Annotated in this window: 17 protein-coding genes; 8 read left to right on the top strand and 9 right to left on the bottom strand. The window is 73.4% G+C overall.

Features of this window, described 5'->3' with window-relative positions; genetic code table 11:
• Positions 1-21: 21 nt before the first annotated feature.
• On the top strand, positions 22-498 hold the full coding sequence (locus ACZ4Z1_RS05020) for a nitroreductase family deazaflavin-dependent oxidoreductase (RefSeq protein WP_468485415.1): 477 nt from the start codon (positions 22-24) through the stop codon (positions 496-498).
• Between the two features lie 208 nt (positions 499-706).
• Here the strand turns inward: ACZ4Z1_RS05020 and ACZ4Z1_RS05015 are convergent, their stop codons facing one another.
• Positions 707-1,354, bottom strand: a complete 648-nt coding sequence (locus tag ACZ4Z1_RS05015; RefSeq protein WP_468485180.1) for a TetR family transcriptional regulator — start codon at positions 1,352-1,354, stop codon at positions 707-709.
• 332 nt (positions 1,355-1,686) lie between these two features.
• Here ACZ4Z1_RS05015 and ACZ4Z1_RS05010 point away from each other — a divergent pair, with 332 nt between their 5' ends.
• Entirely contained in the window at positions 1,687-2,451 is a 765-nt protein-coding gene (locus ACZ4Z1_RS05010; RefSeq protein ID WP_468485179.1) for a VOC family protein, read from the top strand.
• A gap of 748 nt (positions 2,452-3,199) precedes the next feature.
• Positions 3,200-5,833, top strand: coding sequence for a protein serine/threonine kinase AfsK (gene afsK / locus ACZ4Z1_RS05005; RefSeq protein WP_468485414.1), 2,634 nt, complete (start codon positions 3,200-3,202; stop codon positions 5,831-5,833).
• 62 nt (positions 5,834-5,895) lie between these two features.
• On the opposite strand, the gene ACZ4Z1_RS05000 is transcribed toward afsK, so the two are convergent.
• Positions 5,896-6,762, bottom strand: coding sequence for a hypothetical protein (locus ACZ4Z1_RS05000; RefSeq protein ID WP_468485178.1), 867 nt, complete (start codon positions 6,760-6,762; stop codon positions 5,896-5,898).
• Between the two features lie 227 nt (positions 6,763-6,989).
• Here ACZ4Z1_RS05000 and ACZ4Z1_RS04995 point away from each other — a divergent pair, with 227 nt between their 5' ends.
• A complete protein-coding gene (locus ACZ4Z1_RS04995) occupies positions 6,990-7,580 on the top strand; it encodes a hypothetical protein (protein ID WP_468485177.1) in 591 nt (196 codons plus the stop codon).
• Positions 7,580-8,089 carry a hypothetical protein gene (locus tag ACZ4Z1_RS04990; RefSeq protein ID WP_468485176.1) on the top strand — a complete coding sequence of 170 codons (510 nt, stop codon included), beginning with the start codon at positions 7,580-7,582 and terminating at the stop codon, positions 8,087-8,089. Before ACZ4Z1_RS04995 ends, ACZ4Z1_RS04990 begins: the two co-directional genes overlap by 1 nt.
• A 30-nt stretch (positions 8,090-8,119) precedes the next feature.
• On the opposite strand, the gene ACZ4Z1_RS04985 is transcribed toward ACZ4Z1_RS04990, so the two are convergent.
• From ACZ4Z1_RS04985 to ACZ4Z1_RS04975, 3 genes are read right to left on the bottom strand one after another with little or no spacing between them, the layout of a single operon-like run.
• On the bottom strand, positions 8,120-8,914 hold the full coding sequence (locus ACZ4Z1_RS04985) for an enoyl-CoA hydratase/isomerase family protein (RefSeq protein ID WP_468485413.1): 795 nt from the start codon (positions 8,912-8,914) through the stop codon (positions 8,120-8,122).
• A gap of 2 nt (positions 8,915-8,916) precedes the next feature.
• Positions 8,917-9,447: a Zn-ribbon domain-containing OB-fold protein gene (locus ACZ4Z1_RS04980; RefSeq protein ID WP_468485175.1), complete on the bottom strand. Its 531-nt coding sequence runs from the start codon at positions 9,445-9,447 to the stop codon at positions 8,917-8,919.
• A 6-nt stretch (positions 9,448-9,453) separates the two neighbouring features.
• On the bottom strand, positions 9,454-10,605 hold the full coding sequence (locus ACZ4Z1_RS04975; protein WP_468485174.1) for a lipid-transfer protein: 1,152 nt from the start codon (positions 10,603-10,605) through the stop codon (positions 9,454-9,456).
• Positions 10,606-10,771: 166 nt separating this feature from the next.
• Here ACZ4Z1_RS04975 and ACZ4Z1_RS04970 point away from each other — a divergent pair, with 166 nt between their 5' ends.
• Both ACZ4Z1_RS04970 and ACZ4Z1_RS04965 read left to right on the top strand, forming a co-directional pair.
• Entirely contained in the window at positions 10,772-12,421 is a 1,650-nt protein-coding gene (locus ACZ4Z1_RS04970) for a FadD3 family acyl-CoA ligase (protein ID WP_468485173.1), read from the top strand.
• Positions 12,422-12,613: 192 nt separating this feature from the next.
• Positions 12,614-12,895 (top strand): hypothetical protein, encoded by a 282-nt coding sequence (locus ACZ4Z1_RS04965; protein ID WP_468485172.1) that lies wholly within the window; start codon positions 12,614-12,616, stop codon positions 12,893-12,895.
• 522 nt (positions 12,896-13,417) lie between these two features.
• Here ACZ4Z1_RS04965 and ACZ4Z1_RS04960 read toward each other — a convergent pair.
• Positions 13,418-14,995 carry a class I adenylate-forming enzyme family protein gene (locus ACZ4Z1_RS04960; RefSeq protein WP_468485171.1) on the bottom strand — a complete coding sequence of 526 codons (1,578 nt, stop codon included), beginning with the start codon at positions 14,993-14,995 and terminating at the stop codon, positions 13,418-13,420.
• A gap of 153 nt (positions 14,996-15,148) precedes the next feature.
• On the opposite strand from ACZ4Z1_RS04960, the gene ACZ4Z1_RS04955 reads away from it, so the two are divergent.
• Positions 15,149-15,580, top strand: a complete 432-nt coding sequence (locus ACZ4Z1_RS04955; protein ID WP_468485170.1) for a pyridoxamine 5'-phosphate oxidase family protein — start codon at positions 15,149-15,151, stop codon at positions 15,578-15,580.
• Positions 15,581-15,662: 82 nt separating this feature from the next.
• Here the strand turns inward: ACZ4Z1_RS04955 and ACZ4Z1_RS04950 are convergent, their stop codons facing one another.
• The 3 genes from ACZ4Z1_RS04950 to afsR all read right to left on the bottom strand — a co-directional run bounded on the left by ACZ4Z1_RS04950 (position 15,663) and on the right by afsR (position 19,749).
• A complete protein-coding gene (locus ACZ4Z1_RS04950; RefSeq protein WP_468485169.1) occupies positions 15,663-15,884 on the bottom strand; it encodes a hypothetical protein in 222 nt (73 codons plus the stop codon).
• A 340-nt stretch (positions 15,885-16,224) separates the two neighbouring features.
• Complete coding sequence (locus ACZ4Z1_RS04945) at positions 16,225-16,596, bottom strand: laminin G (RefSeq protein ID WP_468485168.1); 372 nt, start codon at positions 16,594-16,596, stop codon at positions 16,225-16,227.
• Between the two features lie 210 nt (positions 16,597-16,806).
• Positions 16,807-19,749: an SARP-family global regulator AfsR gene (gene afsR, locus ACZ4Z1_RS04940; protein ID WP_468485167.1), complete on the bottom strand. Its 2,943-nt coding sequence runs from the start codon at positions 19,747-19,749 to the stop codon at positions 16,807-16,809.
• Between the last annotated feature and the right edge of the window lie 174 nt (positions 19,750-19,923).

Below are 19,923 nucleotides of genomic sequence, written 5' to 3'. Positions count from 1 at the left end.
GGCGCGGCGGCGTCCGCCCGGGTGAAGGCGTCCGGCAGGCGGGTGGTGCAGAAGGTGTCCGCGACGCGTGCGTTCGCGCGGGTGGCGCCGTACGTCGTGCCCGCCGTGGACCGTACGGTGCACCGGCTCACCCGGGGCCGGCTGCTGCTGAGCGCGCGGATGCTGCCAGGGGTGGTCCTGACGGCGACGGGGGCCCGGACCGGCCTGCCGCGGCGGACGCCGCTGGCCTGCCTGCCGGAGGAGGAGACCGGGACCTGGCTGCTGGTCGGCAGCAACTTCGGCCGCCCCGGGCACCCGGCCTGGACGGCCAACCTGCTGAAGAACCCGGAGGCGGAGATCAGTTGGCGGAGCCGGGACGTTCCCGTACGGGCCCGGCTGCTGACGGGCGCCGAGCGGGCGGAGGCGTGGGCGGCGGCGGTCGGGTTCTGGCCGCCGTACGCCGCGTACCAGGCGCGCGTCACCCGGGAGATCCGGCTCTTCCGGCTGGAGCCGCGCTGAGCGCCGGCGCCCCGGCCCGCCGCTGCGCGGTCCGCAGACGCGCACAGCGGGTGCCGGCCGGCCCCGAGGGGCGGACAACACCCGCTGTGACGTACAGCTATGGCAGGACGAGCGCGAACGGAGAACGTTCCATGGGCTATTTCGTGAGGTATTCCCGAGTTGTGTGGTGGGGTGGGAAGCAGGAGTGAGCCGTGGGGCGAGCCCTGGGTTATTTGGTGGGCTTTTTCCCGGTGACGCCCAGGTGGACCAGGAGCGCCAGGTTCGGCTTCAATTCCTGCTGTTTGACGCCCCAGCTCGTGAAGCCCTTCTGATGGGCGGCGACCGCCGCCAGCATGGCGACGAGCGAACCGGCCATCGCGGCCGCGCTGACGTCCTTGTCGACCTTGCCCTTGGACTGGAGTTCCTTGATGGAGTCCGTAAGGGAGTTGGTGACGGCATTCAGGATCTTCATGCGGATCTTGTAGAACCGTTTGTCGCCCTCGGCGGCACCGAGGTCGACGACGCGCAGGATCGCGTCGTTTCTGCGCCAGAAGGAGAGGAATCCCTCGACGAGTTCCTCGGCCGCCTGCCGGCCGGACTTGCCCACCCAGGAGCGTCCGGCCACCAGATCGGTCAGGCTCGCGCCCTCTTTGGCCATCTCCTCGGCGATTTCCAGTACCGCGCCCTCGACATCGGGGAAGTACTGGTAGAACGTCGCGGGCGAAGTGCCCGCTTTGCGGGCCACATCGATGACCTTGACGTCTCTGTACGGGGACGAACTGAGCATGTCGCTGAGGCAGTCGAGCAGCTTCTGCCGGGTCGCCTGTCCACGGCGCCCGGCGACTCTGCCGTCGACGGTCCGAACTTGTCCTGTCATGCCGTCAGCTTACCGAGGGGTGATCGGAGCGCGATTTGGCTGCCTGCAAATGGGGATGCGGGAGTTCGGCCGTATCGGTCCTGGCCGGCCCTGCGCACCGGCCGGCCGGTGCGGCCCGGGCAGGGCCGGGGGACGCCTTGGCCCGAACAAGTGAATCGTATTGTCAACAGGCTGTGGACAACTTTCCGGTAAGCGGGGGGCGGGATTCCGCCGGAGAGCGCCCGTCGCCGGACAGCCGGGGAATGTCCGGTAATGAACGTGATCACAGCGAATTGGCAAAATGTTCGATTAATCTCCGGGCGCGGAGCTTGATCCGGGGCTAGTTTGGCCCCATGACTGCATTCGCTGCGGGCGTCCCGTGCTGGGCCGATGTCATGCTTCCCGACCTGGAGGCGGGCAAGAGATTCTACGGAGAGCTGTTCGGCTGGACCTTCTCCGAAGGCGCTCCGCAGTTCGGGAACTACACCGAGGCGTACAAGGACGGCAGGGCGGCCGCCGGGCTGATGCCCAAGCGGGACGGCCGGATGCCCACCGCGTGGAACATCTACTTCGCCACCCCGGACGCCGCCAGGACCAGCGCGCGGATCCTGCGGGCGGGCGGCCGGATCGTCTCGGAGGCCTCACCCGTCGGCGACTTGGGCACCATGCTGGTCGCCGCCGACCCGACGGGCGCGGTCTTCAGCGTCTGGCAGGCCGGCACCCACCAGGGCTTCGGGGCCCGGCGCGAGCCCGGCGCGTATGTCTGGACGAGCCTGAGCACCCGTGAGCCGGAGCAGGCCGACGCCTTTTACGAAGAGGTCTTCGGCTTCGAGAGCGTGGCCGACAGCCCGGCGTCCGACGAGCGCTTCCGGCCCTGGCGGCTCGCCGGGCAGGACCAGGAGATCGGCGGCCGCATCCGTATGGACGAGCACGCCCCCGCCGCGATGCCGGCGCACTTCACCGTCTGCTTCCTCGTCCCCGGGATGGACGACGCCGTACGGACCACCACTCGGCTCGGCGGCCGGATCACGGTGGAGCCGGTCGGCACACCGGGCGGCCCGTTCGCGGTGTTCGCCGACAACCAGGGTGCCGGCTTCGGCGTCATGGCCCCTAAGTAGGCACCCACCCACCACAATTGGGACCGGTAGCAGCTCCCGCTGTCGGGCCGCGGACGGCGCGGCCCGGCAGCGGGTCTGTGCGGAGCCTGTGGAGGACCTGTGAGGGGGAGCCTGCGCGAGGGCACTCGTCCGGGCAGAAGTGACCACCCGGCGGGGCAGCGCGACGACCTTGAGTACGGCACAGTGGGTACGGCCGCGCCGGTGCGCGACGGCACGGCGGCGCCGACCCGGCACGGGGTCCGCGCGCGGGGAGAGAACGGGGACGGGGCGCATGACCGGTACGGACAGCAGGCTCGGCGGACGCCTTCCGCTGCGTGCGGGGGAAGGCCGGGGGCCGCGGGACATACCGGCGCTCGACGGACGTACCCGGACGAGGTGACGGCCCGGCGCCGGTTTCGGGCGAGGTGACGGCGCGGCGACCGCACGGCGCGGCGCGATCCGGTCGTACGGTGTTCGACAGCCCGCCGGCGGCCCGCGCCGGTGCCCCGGGCACACCCGTACGGACGCCCGTCCGCACGGGCCCGTCACGGCATGTGACGGTACCGGTGCGCACCGCAGGAGCCGCCGGGACACGACGGGAGCGGCCCCGGGTTCGCAACCGTGGGCCCGGCCAGGAAGAATCAGCACGCGTACGGCCGAATCGGCCAGGCGGTGAGACGCTGCACGGGGCAGTGGCTCTCGGCGGCCACTGGCTTTTGAGAGTCTCTTTTACGCCCCACGGGGAGGTGGCAGGCAAGTGGTGGAGCAGCTGACACAGCTGACGCAGCACGATCCCCGGCGGATCGGCCCGTTCGAGGTGCTCGGCCGTCTCGGGGCCGGCGGCATGGGGCTGGTCTACCTCGCGCGCTCGGCGTCCGGACGGCGCGTGGCGATCAAGACGGTGCGTACGGAACTCGCCGAGGACCAGCTGTTCCGGGTCCGCTTCACCCGCGAGGTCGAGGCGGCCCGCGCGGTCAGCGGCTTCTACACCGCCGCGGTGGTGGACGCCGACCCCCGGGCCGCGGTGCCGTGGCTGGCGACCGCGTACGTGCCCGCACCCTCCCTGGAGGAAATAGTCAATGAGTGCGGGCCGCTCCCGGCCCAGGCGGTGCGCTGGCTCGCGGCCGGCATCGCCGAGGCGCTGCAGTCCATCCACGGCGCGGGCCTGGTCCACCGGGACCTGAAGCCGTCCAACGTGCTGGTCGTCGAGGACGGTCCCCGGGTCATCGACTTCGGCATCGCCAGCGGCGTCTCCAACACCCGCCTGACCATGACGAACGTGGCCGTCGGTACGCCCGCGTACATGTCGCCCGAGCAGGCCCGCGACTCCCGCAGCGTCACCGGCGCCAGCGACGTCTTCTCGCTCGGCTCCACCCTGGTCTTCGCCGCCACCGGACACGCCCCCTTCCACGGCGCCAACCCGGTCGAGACGGTCTTCATGCTGCTGCGCGAGGGCCCGGACCTGGCCGGGCTGCCGGACGAGCTGCGGCCGCTGATCGAGTCCTGCATGCAGATGGAGGCGTCAGGGCGCCCCACCCCCGCCGACCTCCAGTCGCAGCTCGCGCCGCACCTGTTCGGCTCCGGCAGCGACGACAGCGGCACCGCCTCCGCCTGGCTGCCGGCCGGCGCCGTCGCCCTCATCGAGGGGCGGCGCGGCGGTCGCCAGGCCGCGGCGGCGTCCGCCGGCCGCGGCGGCTCCGGGCAGGCCCGTGCCGCCGCGCGGCAGCCCGTACCGCAGTCACCGCCGCCCGCCCAGCCGCCGCCACCGCGCCCGCGCAACGCCCCGGCAGCCGCGGCCGTGCAGGCCGGCGGCGGTGCGACGGCCGCGCCCGAGGCGGAGCCCGGCTGGGCCGGAGCCGCCGGCGTGGGCCCCGGCGCACGCCGGGCCGCCGACCCGCGCGGCGCCGCGCAGCCGCCGCAGTCCGCGCCCGCCGGTCCGGTGTCCGCCGCGCCGTCGGTCTCCGTGGCCCCGCAGGTCTCGTCCGCCCCGCCCGTACCGTCACGGCTGCCGGAAGCCGACGCTCCGGACGGCTCCGTTCGCCTCGCCGGCACCTCGGCACCGATAGGCCCCGGCCCCCGCGCCGGGGACGGCGGCCAGCCGCAGCCGCCGCGCGCCCAGGCGCCCGCCACGGACTGGGTCCGGCCGCCCGCGGGCGCGCCCGTCCCCGGCCCCCACGAGAGCGACCCGCCCGCGTCCCTGCCGCAGCAGGGCGGCGCCGCGGGGCACGGCTCCGGGCAGGCCCCCGCCGGGGCTTCCGGAGGCGCTGCCCCGGCCCGCTGGCGCCCCTGGCGTTTTCGCATGTCCAACGACGTGTGGGGCACGCCCACGGTCGCGGGCGACCTGCTGTACGTCACCTCCTTCGAGGTGCACGCCCTCGACGTGGCCAGCGGCCGGCGCCAGTTCAAGACCCGCGACGTCGCCTGGAGCATGGCCGTCGCGGACGGCCGTATCCACGCCTCCGACGGGCCGAGCCTGTACGCGCTCGACGCGGCCGACGGCACCGAGCGCTGGCGCCTGGGCAGCGACGGCTGGATCTACGCCCTCAGGGCCGACCGCGGCACCGTCGTCACCGGCACCCGTGGCGGCGGCGTCCAGGCATGGGAGGCCGCCACCGGCGAACGGCTGTGGGAGACCGGCGGCGTCCAGACCGACTTCGAGACCGCCGACCTGGGACCGGTCCTGCACGAGGGCACGGTCTTCGTCTGGGCCGACGGGCGGCTGAAGGCCCTGGAGGCCCGTACGGGCGCCGAGCGCTGGTCGTACCCGGTCGGCGACGCGGCCTCCTGCGGCGGCGTCCCGGTGCGGCTGCTGCCCGCGCCGGACGGCGCCGTGTACGTCACCGCGGGCACCCGGGTGCTGGCGATCGACATCGCGCGCGGCGAGGTGCGCTGGCACTTCGAGGCGCCCGCCGCCTTCCTCGGCCGCCCCGCGTTCGCGCCCGGGCCCGCGGTCACCGGCGGCGGCCTCTACCTCGCCGACTACCTCGGCACGGTCTACGCCCTGGACGCGGCCGACGGCCGGGACCGCTGGCGCATCGCCACCGAGGCCCGGCAGTCCACCGAACCGGTGCTGGTCGCCGACGGCGCCGTCCACCTCGGCAGCGGCAAGGCGCTCTACACCCTGGACGCCGTCACGGGCACGCCGCGCTGGCGCTTCCAGGCGGGCGGCGAGGTGATCGGCGCGCCCGTCGTGGCGGACGGCCGGGTGCACTTCGGCTCCGCCGACCACTGCCTGTACACCCTGGACGCGATGGGCGGGCAGCTGCGCTGGAAGCTGGCCACCGGCGGCGAGATCACCGGCACGCCGGTGGCCGTCGGGGGCGTGGTCTACGCGTGCAGCAAGGACCGGTGCGTGTACGCGCTGGACGCGGCGAAGGGGACGGGGCTGGCGCGGCGTTCGTGACGGGCCGCCCGCGGCGTTCGTGACGGGCCGCCACGGCGCGCTGGGCGGCAACGGCCGTAAGCCTACTGGTCCTTGTCCCAGCGCGGGCGGTCCTCCGCAGAGGGCCGCTGTTCGGGCCGGTCCGGCTGACCGGCCCGTTCCGCCGGCCGGTCCGGCTGTTCCGGAGGCGGCGTGGTCCTGATGGGGCGCGTCTCGTCGTCGGGGCGGGGCGGCGGCTGCCCCGGGTCGTCCGAGGCCGGCGGCATCCGGACCGCGCGCGTGGGCTGGTCGTCCGCGGCCTGCCCCGACTCCGGCGGCGGGTGCCCGGCGCCCGGCCACCGTACGGGCGGCTGGTGGTGCGGTGTCGAGGGCGGCGGCGCGCCGTATGCGGGCACGCCCTGCGGCGGGGTGTCCCCGCCCCGGATCGGCCCGGGCTCCCACTCGGGCGCGGGACCGGGGCCGCCGGGAGCCGCGTACGGTTCCGGATCGCCGTACCGTTCGTCGAAGCCCGCGTCACGACGCCGGGCGCGTAGGCCGCGGCGCCCGCTCATCACCAGCGCCGCCAGCCACAGCAGCGCGCCCCCGCCGAGGGCGTACGCCACGCCGAGGCCGAGGTCCTGGTTCGCGTTCTCGCCCACCGTCAGGCTGCCCGCCTCCTGGCCCTGGCGGACCATCCACAGGATGGTGAAGCCGAGCACCACCACGCCCGCCACCGTGACGAGCAGGCGGGAGCGCAGCACGATGCCGACCAGGGTCACCAGCGCGGCGAAGGCCATCGGCAGAAACAGCGAGCCGAACAGATCGGCCTTCTCGCCGGTGATGCCCCGGAAGAGGTCCTCGATACGGATCTCGCGTCCGGGGCGGCCGTCGTACCAGGCACGGAAGGGGCTCCAGACGGCGGCCGCCGCTCCGGCGAGGGCCAGTACGGATCCGAGTACGTTGCGCACCACAGGCGTCGCCTCTCAGGTCGCTGATTCGTCCCGTTTCCCTCTGTAAACGACGCTACGCCCGACTGCGCGCGTGCGCCAGAGCTGCGCGTTTTACCTGGTCAGGAAGAGATTTTGGGTAATGCAAAGACGTTGCTAGTCTGCCGTGCACTCGTCAAGAAAAGATAAGGACGAGATGCGCCGCGCGTGCGGCGCGGTTCTTTCAACGGGGTCAACGGGGGCACAACATCATGAAGTTCCGTCATGTCCGCGCGGTCGCGGCGGCCGGGGTGGTCCTGGTCGCGCTGACCGGCGCCCGTCACTCGCACGGCGGCGGCTGCGGCAGCAGCCACAGCAGTGGCAGCGACGGCGGCTCCAGCAGTACGGGCGGCAGCAGCACCAGCGGCGGCTACGAGGCCAGCACCGGCGGCTACGACGGCGGCACCAGCAGCGGCAGCTCCAGCAGCTCCACCAGCGGCAGCACGTCCGGCTACACCACCGGCGGCAGCACGTCCGGCTACACCACCGGCGGCTCCGGCAGCAGCCGCAGCGCCATGCGCGACATCAAGATCGACGGCTGCCGGTACAACGGCGCCGGAAGCGTGAAGACCACGGTCAGCGCCACCAACAGCTCGTCGACCACCAAGTACACGTACCTGCTGACGGTGAAGTTCACCGCGCCGGGCGGCAAGGACCTCGGTACCCGCCACCCGAGCATCCCCTACGTGATGCCGGGCCGCACCGACTCGCTCGACGTGATCCAGTACGTGCCGTCCGACGCCGCCACCACCGGCACGTACCGCTGCTCGGTCACCGACGTCCAGCGCACCCCGCTGTCCTGATGGCTACCGAGGGACGACGGCTCGGCCGGGCCGCCATCGCGGCCGCGACGGTGGCCGCCAGCGCGCTCGGACTGGTCGGCTGCGGCGCCCTGCTGCCCGGCGGGCACGCCCGCCGGGTGACACCGCCGCCGCCACCCCCCACCGGTTACAGCTACTCGCCGTCGTACTCCTACTCGCCGTCGCCGACGCCGGAGGAGACGTACGACCCGGACGGCCGTTCGGACGCGCGCGGCAACAGCTGCCGCTACGACCAGTCGGCCCGCCGCCTCGAATACTCGGTCTCGGTGACCAACCCGTCGCTCACCAAGACCTTCAAGTACGAGATGGCGGTCAACTGGATGAAGGCGCGGCCCGCCGACGGCACGGCGTTCGGGCTGCACCAGCGCAGCATCATCGTCCGGCCGGGACAGACCGAGACGTACACGGCCACGTACTACTACACCAACCGGTCGACGCAGCAGATGTGGTTCACCTGCGAGATACGCAGGGCGCGCAAGTCGGAGCTGTGACGGGCCGCCCGGGACGAACGGCCGGCCAGGTCATCGGACCCGGAAGTCCCGGACCCGGGCCGCGAAGAGCTCCGCCTGCCGCTCCGGCGGCAGGCTGCCCAGCGCGATGAGCTGCGGGGCGTGGGCCACGGCCTGCGCCCGCGCGGCCTCCCGCGACGCCCACAGGGCCCGTACGGTGCCCTGCACCGCACCGGTCGGCTGGGCGGCGAGCACGGTGGCGGCCCGCCGGGCCGCGGCCACCGCGCCGCCCGGCGGCGTCAGTTCCGAGACCAGGCCCGTCTCGTAGGCGCGGCGGGCGCCGAGCCGCTCCGCCGTGCCCATCAGGGACAGCCGCGCGATCTCGCCGTACGGCATCCGCTGCGCCATGTAGACCGACTCGTACGCGCTGACCATTCCGTACGTCGTGTGCGGGTCGAAGAACGTGGCCTCCTCGGAGGCGACCAGGAACTCGCACTCGCCCAGCAGGTAGAACGCCCCGCCGCAGGCCATCCCCTCGACGGCCGCGACGACCGGCTTCCACAGGTCGTTCGCCTTCGGGCCGATGCCGAGCAGCGGGTCGTCGGCCGAGTACGGGGAGGACGGCTGCGGGACGTCCGCCGAACGGTCCATGCCGGTGCAGAACGCCGCACGCCCGGCGCCGGCCAGGACGACGGCGCGCACGTCGTCGTCGGAGCGGAACCGGCGCCAGACGGCCGCGAGCGCGCCGGCCGTCGCCAGGTCGACGGAGTTGTGGCGTCCGGGCCGGTTGAGCGTGACCAGGGCGACGCCGTCCGGTGCCGTCTCGACACGGACCGGAGACGGGGCCTCCTCCTGTGCGGACGGCATCGTCACGGCCGCTCCAGCAGCCAGCGCGGCACGGTCACACCCGGCGCCTGCTCGTGGAACGCCACCCTGACCGGGGCGCCGATGCGGATGCGGGCCGGGTCGACGGAGTCCAGCGGGGCGTCCGGGGCGGTGACCAGGTTGCCGACGAGGCGGATGCGCGGGGCGTCGGCCAGCTCCACCACCACGACGTTGTACGGGGCCTGCGCGGCGTAGGCGGGCAGCAGCGGCGGGTGCGGTACGACGTACGACCAGACGCGGCCCCGGCCGGACATCCGCCGCCAGCGGTGGTCGAACGACTGGCAGTGCGGGCAGCACGGGCGGGGCGGGAAGCGGAGTTCACCGCAGGCGGCGCAGGCCTGGACGCGGAGTTCGCGGCGGGCGGCGTACTCCCAGAAGGGGGCGCCGTCGTCGTCCGGGACGGGGAGCAGGAGGGCGTCGGCGGGGGCCGCGGCGGAGTGCGTGTTCCGGAGTCCGCCCTGGTCCGGGGCCGGTTCGGGGCCGTTGTCAGTGGTCGGCCCCATGCTGGTGGACATGAGCACTCAACTCCTCAGCAGCAGTGCCGATGTGGGGACGCCCTCACCGGCCGTGACCAGACAGGTGGCGGCGTCCGGGACCTGGGCGGTGCCGGTGCCGCGCAGTTGCCGGACGCCTTCGGTGATGAGGTTGAAGCCGTGGACGTACGCTTCGCTCAGCCCGCCGCCCGCGGTGTTGAGGGGGAGCCGGCCGCCGATCTCCAGGGCGCCGCCCTCGGTGAAGGCCGCGCCCTCGCCGCGCCCGCAGAAGCCGTACCCCTCCAGGGACAGCGGGATCAGCGGGGTGAACGCGTCGTAGATCTGCGCCACGTCGACGTCCTCGGGGCCGAAGTCGGCCTGCTTCCACAGCTGCCGGGCGGCGGTCCAGGCCGGTCCGGTGAGCGGGTCGTCGGTCCAGTAGTTCACCATGCCGTGGTGCTGGGCGGGCAGGCCCTGCGCGGCGGAGTGGACGTAGACCGGGCGGTGGCGCAGGTCGCGGGCGCGTTCGGCGGCGACGACCACGCAGGCCAGCGCGCCGTCGGTCTCCAGGCAGTTGTCGAAGAGGCAGAGCGGCTCGCTGATCCAGCGGGCGGTCATGTACATCTCGCGGGTCAGCGGCCGGTCGTACATGATCGCGGCCGGGTTCTGGTTGGCCCGGTTGCGGCAGGCGAGGGCGACGTTGAAGAAGTGATCACGGGTGGCGCCGTAGTCGTGCATGTAGCGCCGGGCGAGGACACCGATCTCGTCGGCGGGGCGGAGCAGACCGAAGGGGCGGGTCCATTGGGCCGGAGTGGGCAGTTGGACAGCGGTGTTCCGCCACGGGCGGGGCCCGGAACCGCGCTTGCGCGAACGCCAGGCGACACCCACGCTCGCCTGCCCGGTGGCGACGGCCGCCGCCAGGTGCGCGACGGTGGCGCACGAACCACCGCCGCCGTAACCGGCCTTGGCGAAGAAGGTGACGTCCCCGGCGCCGATCGCCTTGGCGACCTCCACCTCGTCGGTCTCCTCCATGGTGTACGAGGCGAACGCGTCCACCTCGGCCGGGGCGACCCCCGCGTCGTCCAGCGCCGCGACGATCGCCCGGCACGCCAGCGTGCGTTCGGACTCGGGCAGCCGCTTGGCGAACGCCGTCTGGCCTATCCCGGCTATCACCGCCGCGTCCTTGAGGGTCGCGCCCATCGCCACCTCCGTGGTCGGCCGTCCGTACGGACTTCGGTGCCGTCGGCGCGGACATCCGGGCCGGGGACGCGGCCCCCCGCGCCGGGTCCTCGGCCATCCGTGCTGACAGCCGAGGAGGCTACCGCTAACCTGACGGGTAGTCAGCTCTTTCGCGGGAGGTTGTGCGATGCGCGGTGACCTGGACGAGCCCGACGCCACCGGCCCCCGCGCCGACCTGGAGCACGGCACGATCCCCCGCCTCGTGCGCACCGCCGCCGAGCGGTACGGCCCGGCCGAGGCGGTCGCCGAAGGCCGTCACCGCCTGACGTACGCGCAGCTGGGGGAGCGGATCGAACGGGCCGCGGCGGCCTGCGCCGCCGCCGGTGTCGCACCCGGCGACCGAGTCGCCGTCTGGGCCCCCAACACCACCGACTGGATCACCGCCGCACTCGGCGCGGTGACCGCGGGCGCCGTCCTGGTCCCGGTCAACACCCGCTTCAAGGGCGCCGAGACGGCCGACGTACTGCGCCGCACCCGCGCCCGCCTGCTCTTCGTCACCGGCACCTTCCTCGGCACGTCCTACGTGGCCTCGCTGCGCCGCGCGGCCCGGGACGGCACCGGCCGCGGCCCGCTCCCCGGCCTGCCGGACCTGGAACAGGCCGTCGTCCTCTCCGGGGACGCCCCCGACGGCTTCCGCACCTGGAAGGACTTCCTGGCGGCGGGCGAGGCGGTGCCCGCCGCCACGGTGCGCGCGCGGGCCGACGCGATCCGCCCCGACGACCCGTCCGACATCATCTTCACCTCCGGCACCACCGGCCGCCCCAAGGGCGCCGTGATCACCCACGCCCAGACACTGCGCGCGTACGCCGTCTGGAGCGCACTCGCCGGACTCGCGCCCGGCGACCGCTACCTGATCGTCAACCCCTTCTTCCACACCTTCGGCTACAAGGCCGGCATCATCGCCTGCCTGCTGCGCGGCGCCACGATGATCCCGCAGCCGGTCTTCGGCGTCCCCACGGCGCTCGCCCACATCGCCGCCGAGCGCGTCACGGTCCTGCCCGGCCCGCCCACCCTCCACCAGCAGCTCCTCGACCACCCGGACCGGGCCCGGTACGACCTCGGCTCGCTGCGCCTGGTCGTCACCGGCGCCGCCGTCGTACCGCTGGAACTGGTCGAACGGCTCCGCGCCGAACTGGGCGTCACCACCGTCCTGACCGCCTACGGCCTCTCGGAGAGCTCCGGCATCGTCACGATGTGCCGCCGCGACGACCCGCCCGCGACCGTCGCCGCCACGTCCGGACGTGCCATACCCGGCACCGAGATACGCATCGTGGACACCGACGGCCGGGTGGCGGGGACAGGGACGGCGGGCGAGGTCCAGGTCCGCGGCTACCACGTGATGTCCGGATATCACGAAGACCCGCGGGCCACCGCGGACGTGCTGACGCCGGACGGCTGGCTGCGCACCGGCGACGTCGGAGTGCTCGACGCCGACGGCAACCTGCGCATCACCGACCGCCTCAAGGACATGTTCATCGTCGGCGGCTTCAACGCCTACCCCGCCGAGATCGAGCAGCTGCTCGCCCGCCACCCGGACGTCACCGAGGTCGCCGTCGTCGGGGTCCCCGACCCCCGGCTCGGCGAGGTCGGCAAGGCGTACGCGGTGCGCCGTCCGCGCTCCACGCTCACCGCGGCGGAGCTGATCGCCTGGGCGCGCAGGGAGATGGCGAACTACAAGGTGCCGAGGGAGGTCGCGTTCGTGGCGGCGCTGCCGCGCAACGCGAGCGGGAAGATCGTCAAGGGGGAGCTGAGAGGAGGCCTCCCGACGCTCGCGTAGCGAGAACACCCAGGCCAGGGAGGGTGAGGTCGGAGGCCGGCGGGCGGCTCGGGCTCGGCCGGCGGCGACACGGGCTCCGCGGGCGCGGGCTCCTCGGGTACGGGTTCCTCGGGTTCCACCGGGCCCACGGGTTCCACCGGGTCCGGAAGCGGGACGGGCACGGGCACCGGCCGTAAAGGCGGCACCGTCACTTTGAACGGCACGCTGAAGTACCTCGCTCCGGGCACGTACACCGTGGCCCCCGAGTCCGGCACGGAGCAGGCGTTCTTCACCGCCACGGACACCAGGATCCTCGGCGCCACGACCGTCTGCGGCGGTCCCGACGGCAGCGTCACCATCGGCCCCGGCAGCTACGGCACCACCGCCTGTACCGAGGGACAGCTCGAAAAGGCGTCCCAGCAGAACACGGTCAAGGTCCGGGTCACGGTCAAGAAGGGCATCGCCACCAAGGTGGAGGAGCGCTACCACCCGTGAACCGGTCCGTCCGTGAACCGGTCCGTCCGTGAACCGGTCCGTCCGTGAACCGGTCCGTCCGTGAACCGGCCCGTCCGTGAACCGGCCCGTCCGTGAACCGGCCCGTCCGTGAACCGGCCCGTCCGTGAACCGGCCCGTCCGTGAACCGGCCCGTCCGTGAACCGAACCGCCGGTGAACCGGCCTGCCCGTAGACCACCGCACCCCCAGCGCGGTGTGACCGGCCGCTTGCCCGGTCCGGTGGTTGGGAAGCGGCCCTCGCGTGGAAGGCGTGCAGTATGAGCACTCCGTATCCCGGCGGGCCGGAGCCCGGCGGCCCCGTACCCGACCCACCCGACCCGCCCGGCCCGCAGCCGGGACCCGGCCCCCGGCCCGGCCCCGACCGCCCCGACCCGAGCCCGCCTCCGCCCGGGCCGAGCGACCCCATGGGGCCGGACCCGGTCCCGCGGCCGTCCGACCCCGACGCGGCCCCGGAGCCCGTGCCGCAGCCCGGCCCTCTCACCTGACCCCGGCCGGCCGGGCCCTCAGAGCCCCCCGAACCGCTCCCGCAGCGTCCCCTTGAGCACCTTGTTCAAGGGCCCGCCCCGCGGCAGCGCATTCAGGACCTCCAGTTGCTCCGGCAGCTTCTGCGGCATCAGCCCGGCCCGGCGCAGGTGGGCGGTGAGCGCATCGAGCGTCAACGCCTCCGCGCCCGGCCGGGGCCCCCGCAGGGTCACCACCGCGCAGACCCGCTCGCCGCGCTCGCGGTCCGGCAGGCCGATCACCGCCACCTCGTCCACCGCCGGGTGCGCGCGGATCAGCTCCTCGATCTCCGGGGCCGAGATGTTCTCGCCCTTCCTGATGATGATGTCCTTGAGCCGCCCGGTGATCACGAGATGCCCGTCCGTACGCAGCAGGCCCAGATCGCCGGTGCGGAAGTATCCCTCCGCGTCGAAGGCCCCGGCCGTCAGCGCCGGGTCGGTGTAGCCGCGGCAGACCATCGGCCCGCGTACCGTGATCTCGCCCGGCTCGCCGGGCCCCGCTTCGCTGCCGTCGGCGCGGGTGATCCGGACGCGTGCCCCGGTCACCGGCTTTCCCACGGTGTGCGCGAGCTGTTCGTCACTGTCGTACGGCGTGCCCATCGCGATCATCGGGCACTCCGTCATCCCGTACCCGTGCACGACCGAGCACTCCAGCTCACGGCCGGCCGCGTGGTACAGCTCCGGTGGAAGCGGCGCCCCGCCTCCGGACAGCAGCCGCAAGGTGGGGATGAGCGGGACTGCGGGCCCTGGCCCGGCGTGCCCCCGGCGCCGCCGGGCCTCGTCGAGGAACGCTTGGTAGAAGGCGGTGCTCCCGCCCGCCATCGTCACCCCGTGCCGCCGGTACGCCGTGACCGCCGCCGCCGGGTCGAATGCGTCGAGCACCACGGCCGGGAAGCCGCTGAGCAGCATGGCGACGACGTAGTCGGGCCCGGCGATGTGCGCGTACGGGAAGGCGATCGAGCCGGTGTCCGCGTCCGTCATGCCCAGGGCGGTGGCCAGCCCGACGCCGCCCGCGATGAGCGAGCCGTCGGTGTGCTCGACGCCCTTGGGCTCGGCGGTGGTGCCGGAGGTGTAGTAGATCCACGTCGGTGTGGTGCCCGGCCGTACGAACTCGGGCAGTACGCCGTCGGGCGGGGCCTCCGGCAGCCCGTCGGCGACGGAGAGCACCCGTACGCCGCCGGGTGCGGCCTTGCGTACCGTGCCCGCGTAGTCGTGGCCGCGCCACACGCCCGGCACGACCGCGTACGCGGCGGCCGACTGCCGGAGCGCGAAGCCGACTTCGCGCTCCCGGTGCAGGTGCAGGACGGGTATCTGTACGGCCCCGAGGCGTGCCAGCGCGAACGACACCGCGACGGTCAGGGGCCAGGTGGGCAGCTGCCACAGGACGCGCGTGCCGGCGCCGATCCCCAGCCCGTGGAACCCGGCCGCCAGCCGCAGGGCCCGGTCCCGCACCTCGCCGAAGCCGACGGCCCGGCCGGAGCCGGTGGTGGTCTCGTCGTGGAACATCGGTGCCCGCGGGGACAGTTCCGCCCGGTGGTGCAGCAGTTCCCACAGTGAACGCACACGGTCGGCTTCGAACACGTCGCGCCTCCAAGGGGAGCGGGGGCGTGACCGTAGCAGACGCGAGGTGATATGACGAGGCGTCAGGTCGGTGGTGGAGCGGAACATTCACGGGAGCGGCGACGTTGGGCGGGCTGGCGACCTTGTCCGCACGAGCACGCGAGGAGACGACCCATGCCGTTGAGTACGGAAGAGCGCGAGGCATTTCTGGCCGAGCCGCACATCGGGGCGCTGTCGGTGGCATCGGGCGAGGCGGACCGCGCCCCGCTCACCGTGCCCATCTGGTATGCGTACGAGCCGGGCGGCGACCTGTGGATCACGACCGAGCGGGACTCCCGCAAGCACCGGCTGATCGCTGCGGCGGGCCGGTTCTCCCTGATGGTGGACCGGCTCACGCCGACGGTCCGCTATGTGTCGGTCGAGGGGGCGGTCGTCTCGACCGAGCCGTCGACGGACCAGGAACTGCGCGCGATGGCCGAGCGCTACCTCGCTCCTGAGGCCGCGGCGGTGTACCTCAAGGACATGCTGCCCACGTTCGGCCCGTCGGTGACCATCCGGCTGCGGCCGCGGCGCTGGCTGTCGGCGGACATGGGGTCGCTCGCGTAGCGCCGGCGCGGTACGCCGTAGGGGCCGGCCTCACCGGTCCGGCCCCCGTCGTACGTAGTCCGGCCCCGAACGGGCCGGCGGGTCACGGACGGTGTGTGTCCAGCGGTACAAAACCGCCGGCGTCCGGACGATGGGTGTCGGGCGCGACGGAGCGGTCGGCCGGTATCGGCCGGTGGGTGTCCAGAACGCTGACGTCGGCCGGACTGTTCGGGGCGTGGCTGTCGGCCATGGCGGGGGCCGCCGCGGCGCCCGCCACCGCGGTGGTGAGGGCGAGGGTGACGAGGGTGCGCTTGATACGGCTCATTCCATTTCCTCCGTGGGGGAATCCCTGGTGAGTGACGCTGGCTAACGGTGAGGCGTGTGTTCGATCCCCCCGGCTGGAAACAGCCGTAAGAATGGGGAGAAATCAATATGGCTGCGGGTATGCCGCGGGGACCGGCTTCGATGGCTCCCCCCTGAGTGCCATCGAAACCGGCCCCCGCGATCCCCCGGATCCCCCCGGATCCCCCGATCCCCGGATTCAGTGGTCCCCCCGGATCCCCCGATCCCCCGGACCACCGAAACCGCAGTGGGTCTCGTGTGGTGGTGCTCGCCGTACGGGCGGGCCGGCCATTCCCCCGTGGCCCGCCCGTACGGGCGTCGCGCTACTTCGGTTCGGCGACGGGCAGGTCGCTCTCACCCATCACGACCACGTTGCCGTCCTCGGCGGCCGGCTGGCCGTCGATGATCGGCCGGTGGCTGTCCTCCGGCTTGATGGGCCGGTGACTGTCCATGGGCTGGTTCGGCCGGTAGCTGTCCTCCGGCTTGATGGGCCGGTGACTGTCCATGGGCTGGATCGGCCGGTGGCTGTCCATGGGCTGAATGGGCCGGTGGCTGTCCATGGGCTGGATCGGCCGGTGGCTGTCCTCCGGCTTGATGGGCCGGTGGCTGTCCTCCGGCTGGATCGGCCGGTGGCTGTCCAGCGGTTTGACGATGTCCTTGTCGTCGTCCTTTCGAGCCTGATTCTGAGAGCTCACGGTGATCAACTCCGTTGTGTGGGCGCTGTCGGCCCGCCCGGCCGGCAACTCCCCCGTGGGTCGCCGGACGGGCGGACCGCGGCCTGGCACCTTACGGTGGGGCCTGGTCACCGAGCCGCTTGCCCCCCGAGGCGGCGGGTCGGTAATTAGAGACTGGACCCTCGCGATGAACGATCGATAAACGCCTGAAGCCCTCGGTCCGGGCGGCTTTTACACCAACGCGACGGGGGCGGTGAGATGGTGTATCTCCCCGTCCACGGGCAGGCCCATCTGCTCGTGAATGGACACGACTTCCTGCCAGCAGACCTTGGCCCGGCCGGTGTGGCCGATCTGGTTCAGGGCGTGCCCCAGTGTCGTCAGCGCGTCGGCCCGCCACCGGCCGCCGCCCAGCCCCCGCAGGGCGGACAGCGCTTGCTCGGCGTAGTTGGCCGCGTTGGCCGGGCGGTGGGCCGCGAGGTCGACCTCGGCCAGCCGCAGGTAGGTCATGCCCTCCCAGAAGCGCTGCCGGCTGTCGCGGAAGATGGCGAGTGCCTCGGTCAGCTGCTGGGTGGCCTCGTCGAGTCTGCCGGCCAGCGTCAGCGCCATGCCCAGCGCGTACCTGCCGTTGCCGAGGCGGCGGGTGGCGCCGACCTCCCGGAGTGCGGCGACGCCCTGTTCGGCGAGCTGGATGGCGCTCTCGATGCGCCCGGTGTCCAGGTGCAGCCGCGACAGGTTGCACAGCGCGCTGGCCTCGGACTGCTTGTTGTCGGTCTCGCGGAAGGCGAGCAGGGCCTGGTTCAGGTAGCCCTCGGCCGCCTCGAAGCGGTGCTGGATGCTGGCGATGATGCCGCGGTCGTTGGGGCCCTGGGAGGCGGCGAAGGGATCTCCCGCGGCGAGCCCCAGCAGGGTGGCCAGCTTCGCGTGCTCGTCCGCCTCGTTGAGCCGCCCGGAATGGGTGTAGAAGGGTGCCAGTGCCCAGTGGGCCCGGCCCTCCGCGTGCTGGTCGCCTGCCCGGCGCGCGGCGTCCAGCAGGACGAGGTTGGCCTGCTCCCACTGACGGCTGTTGGCACCGGACTCGGCCATGTCCCGGGTGAGGAGAAGCAGGTCGACGGCGCGCCGCAGCACCTTCTCGCCGGTGTTCTGCAGTGCGCAGGCGATCAGGGAGCGGGTCTCGTTGAAGAGCCAGCTCAGGGCCTCGGAGCGGTCGGTGAAGAGCAGGCCCGGGTAGTGCGGGGTCTCCGTGTGGTCGGTGAGGCGGTCACCGGGGCGCTCCAGCGCGAACATGTGGGTGGCGGTGGCCAGGTAGAAGTCCAGCAGCCGGGCCAGGGCCGCGTCGCGCTCCTCGGCCGGCTGCTCGTCGCGCTCCGCGCAGGAGCGGGCGTAGAGGTGCACCAGGTCGTGGAAGCGGTAGCGGCCGGGGGCGGCGGACTCCAGGAGGGAGGTGTCGACGAGCGATTCCAGGAGGTCCTCGGCGTCGTCGGTGTCCATGTCGAGGAGGGCGGCCGCGGCGGCGAGCGAGATGTCGGGGCCGTCGGCGAGGCCCAGGAGCCGGAAGGCCCGCGCCTGGCGGGGCTCCAGCTGCTTGTAGCCCAGCTCGAAGGTGGAGTTCACGGCGAGGTCGCCGGCCCGCAGCTCGTCCAGCCTGCGGCGCTCGTCGGCCAGCTTGCGGGCGAGTACGGAGACGGTCCAGGTGCGGCGGGCGGCCAGCCGGGACGCGGCGATACGGATGGCCAGCGGCAGGAAGCCGCAGGCGCCGACCACGTCCATGGACGCCTCGCGCTCGGCGTTCACACGCTCCTCGCCCACGATGAGCGCGAAGAGGGTGAACGCTTCCTCAGGGCTCATCACGTCCAGGTCGACCAGGTGGGCGCCGGCCAGGTCTATCATCCGGACGCGGCTGGTGATCAGCGCCGCGCAGCCGTCCGTACCGGGCAGCAGCGGGCGGACCTGGGCGGCGTCGCGGGCGTTGTCGAGCAGGACGAGCAGCCGGCGGCCGGCGAGGGCCGAGCGGTAGAGGGCGGCCCGTTCCTCGATGCCGTCGGGAATGGCCGCGCCCGGCGTCCCCAGCGCGCGCAGGAACGCGCCCAGCACCGCTTCCGGGTGGGACGGGGAGTGTCCCGCGCCCTGGAGGTCCACGTACAGCTGGCCGTCCGGGAAGTGCGCGTGGGCGGCGTGCGCGACATGTACGGCGAGGGTGGTCTTGCCGACGCCGCCGATGCCGGTGAGCGCCGAGACGGCCATCACCCGGCCCTCGGCGGTGGCGAGTTGCTCGCTCAGTTCCGTGACGAAGGCGGCCCGGCCGGTGAAGTCGGCGACGGTGGCCGGAAGTTGCTGCGGTCGTACGAAGGCCGGCTCGCCGGGCACCTGGCCGTCGTGCGGCACGGCGGGCGCGTCCAGCTCGGTGTCCGCGCGCAGGATGCGCTGCTGGAGGTCGGAGAGCGACGCGCAGGGGTCCACCCCGAGCTCATCGGCGAGCAGACGCCGGGTGTCGGCGTATACGGCGAGTGCCTCGGCCTGCCGGCCGCTGCGGTACAGCGCCAGCATGAGGAGTTCTCGCAGCCGCTCGCGCAACGGGTGGGCGGCGGTCAGCGCGGTCAGCTCCGAGACGGCCTCGCCGTGGCAGCCCAGCTCCAGGTCGAGTTCCAGGCGCGTCTCCGTGAGGGACAGGCGCCACTCCTCCAGGCGGGTGCGCTGGTTCTCCGCGTAGGGCCCGGCGAGGTTGGCCAGCGGCTCGCCGTCCCACAGGGCCAGCGCGGAGTCCAGGAGGTCCCGGGCGCGGCAGCGGTCGCCGGACGCCTTGGCCTTCTCGGCCTCGGCCGCGTACTGCTCGGCGTGGCCCATGTCCAGGTCGAGCGGCTGGTTGTCCATGGACCGCAGCGCGTAGCCACCGGACTCGCTGACCAGGGTGTCCGCGTCCGCGCCGAGGGCTTTGCGGATGCGGGAGGCGTACGTGCGCAGCGCCGCGAGGGCGGCGTGCGGTGGTTCCTCGCCCCAGAGGGCGTCGACGAGTTCGGACGCGGTGGCGGTGCGTCCGCCCCGCAGGAGAAGGGCGGCCAGCAGCGCACGCTGCTGCGGGGAGCCGGCCGCCAGTGGCGTCGCGCCGCGCCAGGCCCGTACGGGACCGAGCACGGTGAAGCGGAGCCGCTCCTGGCCCTGCCCCGGACCGTCGTCCATGGTGTCCCCCTGCCCTGTGCACTTCGTTCGCATCGGCCAGTCTGCCTTGTCGTAGCCCCTTACGTCAGTAGGGGTCCGGACTCGGCACGGTCTCTCCACGCCTGGTGTTCGGGCTGGTGTTCGGCTGTGTGGCGGAATGGGGAGCGGGGGGTGCGCCGGTGCGGATTCCCGTGC

It is taken from the genome of Streptomyces sp. NPDC030165 (genome assembly GCF_055573595.1).
Note: the sequence above shows the minus strand (reverse complement) of the source record. Positions and strands in the feature narration are given on the sequence as shown.